This is a genomic window from Acidovorax sp. Leaf73 (genome assembly GCF_916855635.1).
Lineage (GTDB): Bacteria > Pseudomonadota > Gammaproteobacteria > Burkholderiales > Burkholderiaceae_C > Acidovorax > Acidovorax facilis.
Map to the genome: position 1 here is coordinate 289043 of NZ_CAKASI010000006.1, position 14869 is coordinate 303911.

At 59.3% G+C, this 14869-nt stretch carries 17 protein-coding genes and 1 tRNA gene; 10 read left to right on the plus strand and 8 right to left on the minus strand.

Annotated features, from left to right (window positions below):
• Positions 1-30: 30 nt before the first annotated feature.
• Positions 31-732: a lytic transglycosylase domain-containing protein gene (locus tag LPA35_RS21000; RefSeq protein ID WP_218298702.1), complete on the minus strand. Its 702-nt coding sequence runs from the start codon at positions 730-732 to the stop codon at positions 31-33.
• Positions 729-2471, minus strand: a complete 1743-nt coding sequence (locus LPA35_RS21005; RefSeq protein WP_121507426.1) for a proline--tRNA ligase — start codon at positions 2469-2471, stop codon at positions 729-731. Before LPA35_RS21005 ends, LPA35_RS21000 begins: the two co-directional genes overlap by 4 nt.
• Positions 2472-2563: 92 nt before the next feature.
• On the opposite strand from LPA35_RS21005, the gene LPA35_RS21010 reads away from it, so the two are divergent.
• Positions 2564-3232, plus strand: a complete 669-nt coding sequence (locus LPA35_RS21010) for an RNA pyrophosphohydrolase (protein ID WP_055399169.1) — start codon at positions 2564-2566, stop codon at positions 3230-3232.
• Positions 3233-3345: 113 nt separating this feature from the next.
• On the opposite strand, the gene proB is transcribed toward LPA35_RS21010, so the two are convergent.
• Entirely contained in the window at positions 3346-4485 is a 1140-nt protein-coding gene (gene proB / locus LPA35_RS21015) for a glutamate 5-kinase (RefSeq protein ID WP_121507427.1), read from the minus strand.
• A 93-nt stretch (positions 4486-4578) separates the two neighbouring features.
• Positions 4579-5589 (minus strand): Obg family GTPase CgtA, encoded by a 1011-nt coding sequence (gene cgtA, locus LPA35_RS21020; RefSeq protein WP_228898899.1) that lies wholly within the window; start codon positions 5587-5589, stop codon positions 4579-4581.
• Here cgtA and LPA35_RS21025 point away from each other — a divergent pair.
• Positions 5518-5817, plus strand: coding sequence for a hypothetical protein (locus LPA35_RS21025; protein ID WP_228898913.1), 300 nt, complete (start codon positions 5518-5520; stop codon positions 5815-5817). The genes cgtA and LPA35_RS21025 overlap by 72 nt on opposite strands.
• 3 nt (positions 5818-5820) lie before the next feature.
• Here LPA35_RS21025 and rpmA read toward each other — a convergent pair whose 3' ends face one another.
• Both rpmA and rplU read right to left on the minus strand, forming a co-directional pair.
• Positions 5821-6078 carry a 50S ribosomal protein L27 gene (rpmA, locus tag LPA35_RS21030; protein ID WP_008905145.1) on the minus strand — a complete coding sequence of 86 codons (258 nt, stop codon included), beginning with the start codon at positions 6076-6078 and terminating at the stop codon, positions 5821-5823.
• A gap of 15 nt (positions 6079-6093) precedes the next feature.
• Entirely contained in the window at positions 6094-6405 is a 312-nt protein-coding gene (gene rplU, locus LPA35_RS21035; protein WP_005794184.1) for a 50S ribosomal protein L21, read from the minus strand.
• Positions 6406-6631: 226 nt separating this feature from the next.
• Here rplU and LPA35_RS21040 point away from each other — a divergent pair, with 226 nt between their 5' ends.
• The 8 genes from LPA35_RS21040 to LPA35_RS21075 all read left to right on the plus strand — a co-directional run bounded on the left by LPA35_RS21040 (position 6632) and on the right by LPA35_RS21075 (position 13399).
• Positions 6632-7561, plus strand: coding sequence for a polyprenyl synthetase family protein (locus LPA35_RS21040; protein ID WP_228898900.1), 930 nt, complete (start codon positions 6632-6634; stop codon positions 7559-7561).
• A gap of 40 nt (positions 7562-7601) precedes the next feature.
• Positions 7602-7678 (plus strand) — tRNA-Pro (locus LPA35_RS21045).
• 133 nt (positions 7679-7811) lie between these two features.
• Entirely contained in the window at positions 7812-9551 is a 1740-nt protein-coding gene (pilB, locus tag LPA35_RS21050) for a type IV-A pilus assembly ATPase PilB (protein ID WP_228898751.1), read from the plus strand.
• Between the two features lie 17 nt (positions 9552-9568).
• Positions 9569-10786 (plus strand): type II secretion system F family protein, encoded by a 1218-nt coding sequence (locus LPA35_RS21055; RefSeq protein WP_228898753.1) that lies wholly within the window; start codon positions 9569-9571, stop codon positions 10784-10786.
• Positions 10786-11664, plus strand: a complete 879-nt coding sequence (locus tag LPA35_RS21060) for an A24 family peptidase (protein WP_228898757.1) — start codon at positions 10786-10788, stop codon at positions 11662-11664. The genes LPA35_RS21055 and LPA35_RS21060 overlap by 1 nt, the downstream gene beginning before the upstream one ends.
• Before the next feature lie 3 nt (positions 11665-11667).
• Positions 11668-12288 (plus strand): dephospho-CoA kinase, encoded by a 621-nt coding sequence (gene coaE, locus LPA35_RS21065; protein WP_228898758.1) that lies wholly within the window; start codon positions 11668-11670, stop codon positions 12286-12288.
• A gap of 85 nt (positions 12289-12373) precedes the next feature.
• A complete protein-coding gene (gene zapD / locus LPA35_RS21070) occupies positions 12374-13129 on the plus strand; it encodes a cell division protein ZapD (protein WP_055399185.1) in 756 nt (251 codons plus the stop codon).
• A gap of 51 nt (positions 13130-13180) precedes the next feature.
• Positions 13181-13399, plus strand: a complete 219-nt coding sequence (locus LPA35_RS21075) for a DNA gyrase inhibitor YacG (RefSeq protein ID WP_228898759.1) — start codon at positions 13181-13183, stop codon at positions 13397-13399.
• 95 nt (positions 13400-13494) lie between these two features.
• Here the strand turns inward: LPA35_RS21075 and LPA35_RS21080 are convergent, their stop codons facing one another.
• Together LPA35_RS21080 and LPA35_RS21085 are read right to left on the minus strand one after the other, a co-directional pair.
• Entirely contained in the window at positions 13495-13965 is a 471-nt protein-coding gene (locus LPA35_RS21080; protein WP_121508813.1) for an NUDIX domain-containing protein, read from the minus strand.
• A complete protein-coding gene (locus LPA35_RS21085; protein WP_228898761.1) occupies positions 13958-14830 on the minus strand; it encodes an ATP-binding protein in 873 nt (290 codons plus the stop codon). The genes LPA35_RS21080 and LPA35_RS21085 overlap by 8 nt, the downstream gene beginning before the upstream one ends.
• Positions 14831-14869: the final 39 nt, after the last annotated feature.

Consider the following 14869-nt stretch of genomic DNA (forward strand, 5'->3'; position numbering starts at 1 on the left):
AGCGCAAGCAGCTATATAAACAATAGCAAATTAGGCAGCGGGCAGCTGTGAACCCTCGGCGAACAACCAGTTGCGCTGTGCGCGAAACACGGCGTCCGGATATGGTGAACGCCCGCGGCTGCCGTTATAGCGCCCCAGCGCCATGAACAGGTCGCCCCGCTCCCGGTCGATGTAGTGCCGCAAGATCACACAACCAAAGCGCAGATTGGTCTGCATGTGAAACAACTTGCCCGGGTCACCATCCCCAATCACCCGTGTCCAGAAGGGCATGACCTGCATGTAACCACGTGCGCCCACGCTGGACACCGCGTATTTGCGGAACGCACTCTCCACCTGGATCAGGCCCAGCACCAGGGACACATCCAGCCCGGCACGCTTGGATTCGTACCAGGCGGTCTGCAGGAAGTCGCGACGGACCTCCCATTCGGGCTTGCGGCGGCGCAGGCGGTCGCTCATGGCGGCGAGCCAGCGCACGTAGTGAATGCGGGCTTCGGTGGTGAAAAAATGGGGCTCTGGCGGTGCCTGGTTGGCAATGGCCGAACTGAGGGCGGTGCGCACAGAGTCCATCAGGGGCTCTTCCAGCTGCCCGCCCGCATGGGCCAGCGAGGGCGCCGCCAGCCAAGCCGCAGGTGCAGACAGAGCCGACAGCGCCGTCAGGCACACGCGCCGGGAGACACAGCCCCCATCATCGGGAGCTCTGCCCGCCGCAGAAACCAGCCGCGCCGCGTTCATACCGCCATGCGGCCCTTCACGTGGGCCAGGATGTCTGCCACCGCCACCTTGGTGGCCGCAGGGTCGCGGCGGTGCTGGTACTCGACCACACCGTCTTTGAGGCTCTTGTCGCCAATGGTCACGCGGTGGGGCACACCGATCAGTTCCCAGTCGGCAAACATGGCACCGGGGCGCTCACCCCGGTCATCCAGGATCACGTCCACACCCGCAGCCAGCAGATCGGCATAGAGCTGCTCGGCCGTGGCCTTGACGGCTTCGCTGCGGTCCATGCCCACGGGGCAGACCACCACGGTGAAAGGGGCAATCGCGTCGGGCCAGATGATGCCGCGCTCGTCGTGGTTTTGCTCGATGGCCGCAGCGGGCAAGCGCGTGACGCCAATGCCGTAGCAGCCCATTTCAAAAAATGCGGGCCTGCCGTCGTCACCAAGGAAGGTGGCGTTCATGTCCTTGCTGTATTTGGTGCCCAGGTAGAACACATGACCCACTTCAATACCGCGCTCAATCGCCAGCTCGCCCTTGCCGTCGGGCGAGCGGTCGCCCGCCACCACATTGCGCAGGTCGGCCACGGCGTCGGGCTCGGGCAGGTCGCGGCCCCAGTTGACGCCGGTGATGTGGAAGTCCACCTCATTGGCGCCGCAGATCCAGTCAGCCATCAGGGCGACTTCGCGGTCGGCCACGATCTTCAAAGGCTTCTTCAGGCCGATGGGGCCCAGGTAACCGGGCTTGCAGCCGAAATGGTCTTCGATTTCGCCCACCGTGGCAAAACGGAAACCCGCCAGCCCCGGCACCTTGCCCACCTTGATCTCGTTCATGTCGTGGTCGCCGCGCAGCAGCAGCAGCCAGACCTGGGTCTTGACAATTTCGCCGGCTTCGTTGGTTTCGTCTGTAGCCAGCACGAGCGACTTGACTGTAGTGTTCAGAGGCACGCCGAGCAGTTCTGCCACATCGGCGCAAGTGCTCTTGCCAGGCGTGGCCGTTTTGGTCAACTCCTGAGTGGCTGCGCCGCGTGGGCCGGCAGGGGCCAGCGCTTCGGCTTTTTCCATGTTGGCGGCGTAGTCGCTCTGTGGGCAGTAGACGATGGCGTCTTCGCCCGTGGCAGCGATCACCTGGAACTCTTCGGAGAGGTCGCCACCGATGGCACCACTGTCGGCCGCCACGGCGCGGTAGGTCAGGCCAAAGCGGTCAAAAATGCGGCGGTAAGCCTGCGCCATGACCTGGTAGCTGGCCTTGGCCGAGGCTTGGTCACGGTCGAAGCTGTAAGCATCCTTCATGATGAACTCGCGTCCGCGCATCAGGCCGAAGCGCGGACGGCGCTCGTCGCGGAACTTGGTCTGGATCTGATAGAAGTTCTTCGGCAGCTGCTTGTAGCTCTTGAGCTCCTGGCGCGCAATGTCAGTGATCACTTCTTCGCTGGTGGGCTGCACCACGAAGTCGCGCCCGTGGCGGTCCTGGATGCGAAGCAACTCGGGGCCCATCTTTTCAAAGCGACCCGTTTCCTGCCACAGCTCGGCGGGCTGCACCACAGGCATGGTCAGTTCCACGGCGCCTGCACGGTTCATTTCCTCGCGCACGATGGCCTCTACCTTGCGGATCACCCGCAGCCCCATGGGCATGTAGTTATAGATGCCAGCGCCCAGCTTCTTGATCAGCCCCGCCCGCGTCATGAGTTTGTGGCTGACCACTTCGGCATCCGCCGGAGCTTCCTTGAGGGTGGAAATAAAGAATTGGGAGGCTTTCATCGGAATCGATTGCAGGCAGAACGGGGCAGTCCACTTGCTGCGCGCTAGGCGCCGTGCATAATGGACACAGTTTAAAAATTTGGGGTTTGATTATGCTTGACCGGGACGGCTTTCGGCCGAACGTCGGCATCATCCTGCTCAACCAGAAAAACCAGGTGTTCTGGGGCAAGCGTATACGCACCCACAGCTGGCAGTTTCCGCAGGGTGGCATTGACCGGGGAGAAACCCCCGAGCAAGCCATGTTCCGTGAGCTGCATGAAGAAGTGGGCTTATTGCCCAACCACGTACGCGTGGTGGCCCGCACCCGGGACTGGTTGCGCTATGAGGTGCCTGACCGGTACATCCGCCGCGATGCACGCGGACACTACAAGGGCCAGAAACAAATCTGGTATCTGCTTCAACTGGTAGGTCACGACTGGGACCTGAACCTGCGTGCCACCAACCATCCGGAATTCGACGCCTGGCGCTGGAACGACTACTGGGTCCCGCTGGATGTCGTGGTCGAATTCAAGCGTGGCGTCTATGAAATGGCGCTGACGGAACTGGCCCGCTTCCTGCCTCGCCACGAGCAGCGCAACCGCTACCTGCGCAGTGGCATGCGCACGCGCGAGGGCGAACACGCGGGCACGATGTTCCGCACGGGCTCCATGCTGATCAATCCGGGCATGGAGCTTCCACCGGGGGCCAGTTTCGATCCAGATCCGCAGAACAGTGTGCCCGGAGAGCTAGACGGACTGCCTGCGGTCACCACGCCGCGTTAATTCATTGGCGAGGTGATCGCCAGTCCCATGAAAAACGCCTGCAAATCGCAGGCGTTTTTGTTGGTGGACTAATGGTGTCTTTGAGAAGCTACGTTGGCTGCTGGCTTTCGCCGTCAGCTGGCGGCCAGCACCATGTTGTCTCGATGCACCATCTCTGGCTCGGCAACGTAACCCAGAAGCTTTTCGAATTCGGTCGAAGGCTTGCGGCACAACATTCTGGCTTCGGCCGCAGCATAGTTGGCCAGGCCACGGGCAATTTCGGTGCCGGATGCGTCGCGCACGGCAATCACGTCGCCGCGCGAAAAGTCACCCTCCACAGCCGTCATACCGATAGGCAGCAGACTCTTGCCTTCATCACGCACCTTGGCCGCAGCCCCCGCGTCCACCACCACCGAGCCGCGCAATTGAAGGTGGTCGGCCATCCACTGTTTGCGGGCTTGCTTTTTTTGCGTCTGGGCCACAAGGAGCGTACCCAGCGCCTCCCCTTGAACGAGGCGAACCAGCACATCGGATTCGCGCCCCCAAGCAATGACCGTGGAGGCCCCAGAACCAGCAGCACGCTTGGCCGCGAGGATCTTGGTGATCATGCCGCCCTTGCCAATGCTGGAACCCGCACCACCGGCCATGGCCTCCAGCGCTGGGTCGCCGGCCTTGGCTTCGTGCACAAACTGCGCGGACGCATCGCGGCGCGGGTCGGCCGTGTACAGGCCCTTCTGGTCGGTGAGGATGATCAGCGCGTCGGCCTCGACCAGGTTCGCCACCAGGGCGCCCAGGGTGTCGTTGTCGCCGAACTTGATTTCGTCGTTGACGACGGTGTCGTTCTCATTGATCACCGGCACCACACCCAGGCGCAAGAGCGTCAGCAGGGTCGAGCGCGCATTCAGGTAGCGCTCGCGGTCGGCAAGGTCAGCATGGGTGAGCAACACCTGTGCGCTGCCCATGCCTTGCTCGCGCAGCTTGGTTTCGTACATCTGCGCCAACCCCATCTGCCCAACGGCAGCGGCGGCCTGCAGCTCGTGAACTTCATTCGGCCGCGTGGTCCAGCCCAGGCGCTTCATGCCTTCGGCAATGGCGCCACTGGACACCATCACAACCTCGCGCGGCAGCCCGCCATCGCCACGCACCAGAGCCGCCAGCTGACGACTCCACTCGCCAATGGCGGTTTCGTCGAGGCCACGGCCCTCGTTGGTCACAAGACTGGAGCCCACCTTGACCACGATGCGGCGGGCGTCACGCAATACGCTGGAAACCATTTTTTTAAGTTTTTTTGGCCGCTAGCGCTTATCCAAAAAGCGCCAATAGCTATTATTAATATAGCAAATGAGAATGCAGACCGTGACTGCAAATCAGGCTGGCGCATCCCCTGCAAAACGTGGATCAATTTCCACTGGCTCGTTCTCCACCCGCTGTTCGGATTGCACATGGCGGAAGATGGCATGGATCAGCGGCTCGCAGCCTTCACGCGTGAGGGCAGAAATCTCAAACACCGGCCCCTTCCACTTGAAGCGCTTGACGAAATCCTTCACACGGGCTTCCCGCTCTTCGGTGGGCACCATGTCCAGCTTGTTCAGCACCAGCCAGCGCGGCTTGTTGTACAACTGCTGGTCATACTTCTTGAGCTCGTTGACGATGGCTTTGGCCTGAGCCACCGGGTCCACCGCATCGTCGAAAGGCGCCAGATCCACAATGTGCAGCAGCAGGCGGGTGCGCTGCAGATGGCGCAGAAACTGGTGCCCGAGGCCCGCACCGTCCGAAGCGCCTTCGATGAGACCGGGAATATCAGCCACCACAAAACTCTGCTCCGGCCCCACGCGAACCACACCCAAGTTGGGATGCAGCGTCGTAAAGGGGTAGTCTGCAATCTTGGGGCGGGCGTTGGACACCGCGGTGATGAAGGTGGATTTACCCGCATTGGGCATGCCCAGCAGGCCCACGTCGGCCAGCACCTTCAACTCCAGCTTCAGGTTCTTCTTCTCGCCGGGCCAGCCTGGTGTCTTCTGGCGCGGGGCCCGGTTGATAGCGCTCTTGAAGCGCATATTGCCAAAGCCGCCATCACCACCCTTTGCAATGGTGATGACCTCGCCCGGGTTCAGCAGCTCGTAGAGCACCTCGCCCGTTTCGGCGTCTGTGATGATGGTGCCGACCGGCATCTTGAGGGTGATGTCGGCACCAGCCGCACCAAACATATCCGATCCCATGCCATGCTCGCCCCGCTTGGCCTCGTGCCTGCGCGAATAGCGAAAGTCCACCAGGGTGTTCAGGTTCGGATCAGCCACGGCAAAAACATGCCCGCCGCGACCACCGTCCCCGCCGTTGGGACCGCCGAATTCCTTGTACTTTTCGTGCCGAAAAGACACGCAGCCATTGCCACCATCACCGGCGGCAATGTCAATAAAGGCTTCATCGACGAACTTCATGGGATATCCAGTTTACAAAAGGGCGCAGCGCCGGCAGCAGACTGCCTGATTCTGTCGGAACTGCGGAACGCCTTGCAGGCGCCGTCTGCCGACGACTTGAGCGCCATCGTACAGACCAAACAACAAAGCCCCGGCAAAGCGGGGCTTCGATGGCTACCGGAGGAATGAACCTCAGGCAGGAGTCACATTGACCGTGGACTTGGACAACGCACCCTTGGTACCGAACGACACGTGGCCATCCACCAGGGCGAACAAGGTGTGATCCTTGCCCACGCCGACATTGTTGCCGGGGTGGAAACGTGTGCCACGCTGGCGCACGATGATCGAGCCAGCGCTGATCAGTTCACCACCGAACGCCTTGACACCCAGCATCTTTGGCTTGGAGTCACGTCCGTTTCGCGTAGAGCCGCCGCCTTTTTTCTGTGCCATGACTAGCTCCTTCGATTAAGCAGCAATCGCACCGATTTGCAGCTCAGTGAACTGCTGGCGATGGCCTTGGCGTTTTTGATAGTGCTTGCGACGGCGCATCTTGAAGATGTGCACTTTGTCGTGCTTGCCGTGGGCCACGACAGTGGCTTTCACGGTTGCGCCGGACACCAGGGGCGTACCAACCTTCAGTTCAGCGCCGTTGCCGACAGCCAGAACCTGGTCGATCACAATTTCCTGGCCTACGTCCGCAGCAATCTGTTCTACTTTAATTTTTTCGCCGGAAGCAACGCGATACTGCTTGCCGCCGGTTTTTATGACCGCGTACATGTTGACCTCTTGATATGAGTTCTGCAGACGAATTTCCGCAGAGCCCAAAAGTATAGCGCATTGCCATACAACACACCACCCCCGCTTTCAGCGACAGCATCGCCGCCTCGATGGTCGCAACGAAGCGCCTCCGGGGCTTCCTATAATCCGGTCTCTTTCTGTGACCACCATCTTGACTGACCACACCGCCCCCGCAGCATCCCCTCTCTTGCTCGTTGCACAAGACATGCACGAGGTCGACAAGGTCATTGGTCAGCGCCTGACGTCCAGCGTCCCTCTGGTGGCCCAGATATCGCAGTACATCATTGCCGCTGGCGGAAAACGCCTGCGACCGGCACTGCTGCTGATGGTCTGCGGCGCCCTGGGGTATCGGGGCGCACATCGGCACGGCCTCGCGGCCGTTGTGGAACTGATCCACACCGCCACACTGCTGCACGACGATGTCGTGGACGCATCCACCCTGCGCAGAGGCCGCCCTACGGCGAACGAAACCTTTGGCAACCCCGCCAGCGTGCTTGTTGGCGATTTTCTGCACACCCGCTCCTTCCAGATGATGGTCGAGGCAGGCAGCATGCGGATCATGGAGATACTCTCGGAGGCCACCAACGTGATCGCCGAGGGTGAGGTGTTGCAGCTGATGAACATGCATGACGCATCGCTCGACGAAGCGGGTTACCTGCGCGTCATTCGCTCTAAAACCGCCAAACTGTTTGAAGCCAGCGCACGCCTCGGCGCAGTACTCGCCGAGAGCTCGCCTGAGATTGAGGAAGCTTGCGCAACCTACGGACAAGCGTTGGGCACCGCTTTCCAGATCATTGACGACGTCCTCGACTACGACGGGGATGCGACTGAGATGGGGAAAAACCTGGGGGACGATCTGCGCGAAGGCAAGTCCACACTCCCCCTCATCGCTGCCATGGAGCGCGGCACCGAAATTCAGGCGCAGGTCGTGCGCCAAGCCATTGAACAAGGCTCGACCGACCAACTGGCAGACATCGTGCAAATCGTCCGCGAGACCGGCGCACTGGAAGTCACACGGGCCGCCGCCTTTGGCGAGGCCCGCCGGGCCATGGCGGCTGCAGAGCAATTACCCACCAATGCATATTCAGCAGCTTTGCTAGAATTGGCCGCACAGTTGCTAACAAGACGCAACTGATCTGCCCATTGCATCAGCTTCTGAGCGCAATCGCGGCATACGGGGTGTAGCTTAGCCTGGTAGAGCGCTACGTTCGGGACGTAGAGGCCGGAGGTTCGAATCCTCTCACCCCGACCATAAATACCAGTGCATTTTCAGCAATAGCGCCCTTTTTGTGGTGCTGTTGCCAATCTCGAATCTCTGTACAGCCTTCAGATGATCGGTGATGATAGGATGGTTTCTTTTCCACACCTAACATATTTCCGGTTACATGGCCGCTGTCGATACTGCCCCTAAAGAAGCCTCCGCAGTGGCCCTCCCCGGATTGGGCAGGGCCCTGATGTCTGCTGGCAAGCTGACCCAAAAGGCAGCAGAGGACATTTACAAAAAATCACAAACTAGCCGGACCAGCTTTATTGCCGAACTGACCGGTTCTGGCGCGGTGTCAGCTGCCGACTTGGCCCATACCGTGTCGGCTGTGTTTGGTGCACCCCTACTCGATCTGGATGCGATTGATCCGTTACGGCTTCCGAAAGAACTGCTCGACGGCAAGATATGCCAAGCATATCGGGTTGTTGTGCTCAGCAAACGCAATAATCGCCTGATTGTTGCGACTGCAGACCCTACGGACCAGGAAGCAGCCGAGAAAATAAAATTCACCACCCAGATGGGGGTGGATTGGATTATTGCGGAGTATGACAAGCTCAGCCGCCTGGTAGAAACCACCACCAAATCGGCCAGTGAATCTTTGGAAACACTGACGGGTGGTGGTGGTGATTTTGAATTTGACGACTCACCCATCGAAGAGGCGCCAGACAATAACGATGCCGGAGCTACTGATGTAGAAGATGCTCCCATCGTCAAATTCTTGCACAAAATGCTGCTGGACGCATTCAATATGCGTGCATCGGATTTGCATTTTGAACCCTATGAGCATCAATACCGCGTGAGATTTCGGATTGATGGTGAATTGCGAGAAATCGCGTCCCCACCAATAGCCATCAAGGACAAGCTGGCATCTCGTATCAAGGTGATTTCTCGCCTGGATATTTCTGAAAAGCGGGTACCGCAAGACGGACGCATGAAACTCAAGGTGGGCCCGGACAGAGTCATTGATTTCCGGGTCAGCACCCTCCCGACCTTGTTTGGGGAAAAGATTGTTATCCGTATTCTGGACCCCAGCAGCGCCAAGCTGGGTATTGATGCATTGGGCTATGAACCCCAGGAGAAAGAGCGCCTGCTCGAAGCCATTGGGCGGCCCTATGGAATGATCTTGGTCACGGGACCCACGGGCTCCGGCAAAACCGTTTCCCTTTATACCTGCTTGAATCTTCTCAACAAGCCAGGCGTCAATATTGCCACAGCGGAAGACCCATCCGAAATCAATCTTCCAGGCGTTAACCAGGTTAATGTGAATGAAAAGGCTGGGCTAACCTTTGCAGTAGCCCTCAAATCCTTTCTGCGGCAAGATCCTGACATTATCATGGTCGGCGAGATCCGTGATCTGGAAACTGCGGACATTTCCATCAAGGCAGCACAAACGGGGCATTTGGTGTTATCAACGCTTCACACCAATGATGCCCCCACCACTTTGACGCGCATGCGCAATATGGGGATCGCCCCGTTCAATATTGCTTCCAGCGTTATTCTCATCACAGCGCAGCGCTTGGCCCGCAGGTTGTGCCCCACCTGCAAAGCGCCGGCCGATATACCGCATGAATCGCTGCTCGAAGCAGGGTACAAAGAAGAAGAAATTGATGGAAGCTGGGTCACGTACCGCCCCGTAGGCTGCTCCGCTTGTAACAACGGATATAAGGGACGGGTCGGCATCTACCAAGTCATGCCGATCTCTGAGGACATCCAACGTATCATCCTGCGCGACGGGAGTGCACTAGAAATCGCCGAACAGGCGAGAGCAGAAGGCGTGCGCTCGCTCCGCGAATCCGGCCTGCACAAGGCAAGACTTGGCTTCACTTCACTGGAAGAAGTGCTTGCCGTCACCAACGAATAACGACTAGAGGGTCCAGCATGGCAACCGCTGCATCACGGGATATCAAGGATTTTGTTTTTGAATGGGAAGGCAAAGATCGCCACGGCAAGGTAGTGCGGGGCGAGGTGCGTGCGTCTGGCGAGAACCAGGTGCAAGCCACGCTCCGCCGCCAGGGCGTTTTTCCCACAAAGATCAAGAAACGCCGGATGCGCTCTGGCAAAAAGATCAAACCCAAAGACATCGCATTGTTCACGCGTCAGCTTGCCACCATGATGAAAGCAGGCGTTCCACTTCTGCAATCGTTTGATATTGTGGGACGAGGGAATACCAATGCAAGTGTTACCAAACTACTCAACGACATCCGCTCCGATGTCGAAACAGGCACTTCCCTGAATGCTGCATTCCGCAAGCATCCCATGTATTTCGACAGCCTCTACTGCAACCTCGTGGAAGCAGGCGAAGCAGCCGGTATTTTGGAAGCCCTGCTGGACCGTTTGGCCACCTACATGGAAAAAACGGAAGCCATCAAATCAAAAATCAAATCTGCTTTGATGTATCCCATTTCCGTGATCATCGTTGCCTTTGTGGTGGTTACGATCATCATGATTTTTGTGATCCCTGCATTCAAGGAAGTTTTTTCATCATTTGGTGCCGATTTGCCTGCTCCTACACTTTTTGTGATGGGTATTAGCGAAATTTTTGTAAAGTGGTGGTGGTTGATCTTCGGTGTGATTGGTGGAGGCTTTTTCTTTTTCATGCAGGCCTGGAAAAGAAATGAAAAAATGCAGATGTTCATGGACCGCGTGCTATTGAAGATTCCGATCTTTGGAGCCTTGATTGATAAATCCTGTGTTGCGCGATGGACACGTACTCTGTCCACGATGTTTGCTGCGGGGGTGCCACTGGTTGAAGCTCTGGACTCCGTCGGTGGTGCTTCGGGCAATTCGGTGTATTCCATGGCAACTGAAAAAATCCAGCAGGAAGTCTCTACCGGCACCAGCCTGACCGCAGCCATGGGCAACGCAAATATTTTTCCTTCCATGGTCCTTCAGATGTGCGCCATCGGGGAAGAATCAGGTTCCATTGACCACATGCTGGGCAAGGCTGCGGATTTCTATGAGGCCGAAGTGGACGAAATGGTGGCTGGATTGTCCAGTCTGATGGAGCCCATCATCATCGTGTTCCTGGGTACGCTGATTGGCGGCATCGTCGTCTCCATGTACCTCCCAATCTTCAAACTCGGCCAAGTCGTGTAATGGAGATGCCCGTTTGGTGGAATGCAAGTTTGGGCGGGATATTGGGGCTTCTGATCGGTAGCTTTCTCAATGTGGTCATCTACCGGCTTCCCAAAATCATGGAACGCCAGTGGGCTGAGGAAATCCAGGCAGCGCAGGTGCAGAGCGCGCAAGGAGATGCCGGTGCCGCACCTCCTGAACAGGAGCGTTTCAACCTCATGGTTCCCCGTTCCCGGTGCCCATCGTGTGGGCACATGGTCCAGTGGTACGAGAACATCCCAGTTTTGAGCTACCTTTTTCTGCGCGGGCGCTGCTCCGCCTGCAAGGCGCGGATCTCGGTACGCTATCCCTTGATCGAGATGGCGACGGGGGCCCTTTTTTTCCTGTGCATCCAGCGCTGGGGAATGACGCCCACAGGGTTCGTCTGGTGCGGGTTCTCGGCAGCCTTGGTCGCCTTGGCGTTCATCGACTGGGATACCACCCTGCTCCCGGACGACATCACCTTGCCGTTGCTGTGGGCTGGCCTGCTCGCTTCCGCACTGCAGTGGATTGAGGTGCCCTTGTATGCCTCCGTGCTCGGCGCGGCAGCGGGGTATCTTTCGCTCTGGCTGGTTTACTGGGGATTCAAGCTTGCTACGGGCAAGGAAGGCATGGGCTATGGGGATTTCAAGCTGTTTGCCGCATTGGGTGCTTGGTTTGGCTGGCAGGCCCTGATCCCCATCATCCTGATGTCCTCAGTCATCGGTGCCGTCATCGGTATCGGGATGAAAGTCTTCAGCAGCCTGCGTGAAGGCGGCTACATCCCTTTCGGCCCCTTCCTGGTCGGCGCTGGTTTTACCGCCATGGTGTTTGGCCCCAACGCAATCCTTAACGCTGTCTTGAACCTTCTGGGCCTATAAACGATGAATCCGCGCAGGCGCCCCTTGCGCCTTGGCTTGACCGGGGGCATTGGCAGCGGAAAGAGCACAGTGGGCGGCATGTTCGCCGCGCTGGGAGGCAGCCTGATCGATGCAGACCAGCTGGCTCGCGACGTGACAGGCCCGCAAGGAGCGGCCATGGACGCAATCAGAGCCACTTTCGGGGCAGACTTCGTGGATGCCTCCGGCGCACTGGACCGTGCGCGAATGCGTGCTCTGGTCTTCAGCCACCCCGAGGCACGCGCCCAGCTCGAAGGGATCGTGCACCCTCTGGTTACCCTGCATAGCAACGCGAAGGCCCAGCAGGCTGCGGACCAAGGCCATGCCCTGATCGTGTTTGACATCCCGTTGCTGGCGGAGTCCGGCCGGTGGGCCCGCAGGCTCGATGCTGTCGTGGTGGTGGATTGCTCTGCAGAAACGCAGATCCAGCGGGTCATGCAACGCAGCGGCCTGGCGCGAGAGGTGGTGCAAGGCATCATCGCCTCGCAGGCAAGCCGCACGGCGCGCCGCGCCGTGGCAGATGCGGTGATTGCCAACGACATGGATTGCTCGCTAGAGGACCTGCGCCTGCAGACCCGGCAAATGGCCACGCTGTTCGGGCTATGATGCGAACGAAACCGTTTGTGCTTTCACCCCATGCCGTGCGCCACCGGCGTCAGAATACTCCCTGAGCCCCCAGGAACCCGCCAGCGTGATCCTTTACGAATATCCCTTTAACGAGCGTCTCAGAACCTATCTGCGGCTTGAGCAGTTGTTCCGCCGGTTGGGAGAACTGATTCCCCGCTCCCACGCGCTCGACCACCACTTTGCGCTGGTAACCATCTTCGAAATCATGGATGTGGCGGCACGGGCCGACCTCAAGTCGGATGTGCTCAAGGACATCGAGAAGCACAAGCACCAGCTCGATAGCTACCGTGGCAATCCCTCGATCTCCGAAGCGGCCCTTGACGCAGTCATTGCCCAGCTCGACCGTTGTTTCACAGCTCTCAACACCCAATCAGGCAAGTCCGGACACTTGCTCACCGAAAACGACTGGCTGATGAGCATCCGCAGCCGGGTGGGCATTCCCGGTGGCACCTGCGGGTTCGATTTGCCTGCGTATTACGCGTGGCAGCACCATGAACCGGGTGTGCGCCAGCAGGCCCTCGAAGAGTGGGCATCGACCCTGGCCCCGCTGGCCGAATCCATCTATGTGTTGCTCAAGCTGCTGCGCGACTCTGGCGTTCCCCAGAAGGTGGCAGCAGAGCGCGGTCAATTTCAGCAGAACCTGCCGCAGGGCCGCACATTCCAGTTGCTGCGTCTGCGCATTGACCCGGCCCTGAACCTGATTCCCGAGATCAGCGGCAACCGCCTGATCGTCTCGGTGCGGCTCATGCGGCTGGAAAGTGATGGGCGCCTGCATGCCAGCAATGAAGATGCGGCCTTCGAGCTGACCCTGTGCGCGTAAGCTGCGGCGCCGGATAGGTAGCAGGCAAGGACATTGAGAACGACGACGAGCATGGCCAACTCTACGCACACCCAACCACGAGCACGCATCGTCACCTGCCCCAGTTGTGGCGGCGACAGTGTCTACAGCCCCGCCAACGTGTACCGCCCATTCTGCAGCGAGCGGTGCAAGCAGATCGACCTCGGCGCCTGGGCCAGCGAGGACTTCCGCATGCCTGCAGAGGCTCCACCCGCCGACGAAACTTATGGCGATCCTCGCCTGCAGCACTGACCTCGACTGGGAATTGCCCAGGATTTCAAACAAAATTGGGCTCTAGCGCTTACCAGTGAGGCGCTAGCAGCTATCAATTCAGCAGCAAACGAAAGTCACTCCGGCGAATATTCCAGGCCACGCTCTTCAGCGAGCCACTGCAGCACAGGGTAGGCACCGGGCAGCACCGGTGACACCGTCAGTGGCATCTGCTGCCACTCCATGGTCTGCCCTTCGCGCATTTCGAATTCGCCCGACCATTCCCAGACCTTGCACCAGTGCAAGCGCACCAGGGCATGGGGGTAGTCGTGTTCCGTGACTTTCCAGACACTGGCAGCCCCGATGGTCACGCCCAGCTCTTCCACCAGCTCTCTGCGCAGCGCCTGCTCCACAGTTTCGCCCGCTTCGACCTTGCCGCCCGGAAACTCCCAATACCCGGCATAAGGCTTTCCCGGCGGGCGTGTGGAGAGCAACATCGCGCCATCGGCCCGCAAGAGGATACCGACAGCCACCTCGGTGTGCTTGCGCGCCGTGGTCGCGGCCGGTGTTGCAGGCGCAGCAGCGGATCCGGCAACAGAATCAACCATCGTGGCGCCCCGCATAGTCACGCGCAAACTGGTAGGCCACACGGCCACTGCGCGAGCCGCGCTCCAGCGCCCAGACCAGCGCCTCGGGCCGGGCCGCAGCAATCGCGGCGCCAGAGACCCCGAAGGAGGCCAGCCACTGGGCGACGATGGTCAGGTACTCCTCCTGGCTGAAGGGGTAGAAGCTCACCCACAGGCCAAACCGCTCTGACAGCGAAATCTTCTCCTCCACCACTTCGCCGGGATGCACTTCGCCATCAGCAGTGTGGGTGTACGTGAGGTTTTCAGCCATGTATTCGGGCAACAGGTGGCGCCGGTTGCTGGTGGCGTAGATCAGCACATTGGGCGTGGAGGCGGCCACCGATCCATCCAGGATCGACTTGAGCGCCTTGTAGCCGGGCTCGCCGTCTTCAAAGCTCAGGTCATCGCAAAAGATGATGAATTTCTCGGGCCGGTCGGCCACCACATCCACGATATCCGGCAGGTCGACCAGGTCCGCCTTGTCCACCTCGATCAGGCGCAGGCCCTGCCCAGCGTACGCATTCAGACAGGCCTTGATGAGCGACGACTTGCCGGTTCCACGCGCACCGGTCAGCAGCACGTTGTTGGCGGGCTTGCCCAACACAAACTGCTCGGTATTGCGCTGGATCTTTTCCTTTTGCCCGTCGATCTCTTTGAGATCCGCCAAATGCATCGCGGCCACATGGCGCACGGGCTCCAGGGTGCCGTGGCCACTGCTGCGCTTGCGGTAACGCCAGGCGATGGACAAAGACCAGTCCGGCGCTCCGAGGGGCTGGGGCAGCACAGACTCGATGCGGGCGATCAGTTGCTCGACCCGCTCGATCAGATGTTCAAATTTTTGATTCATTTCGGGCCTAGCGCTTATCTATCAAGCGCCAAAAGCTAT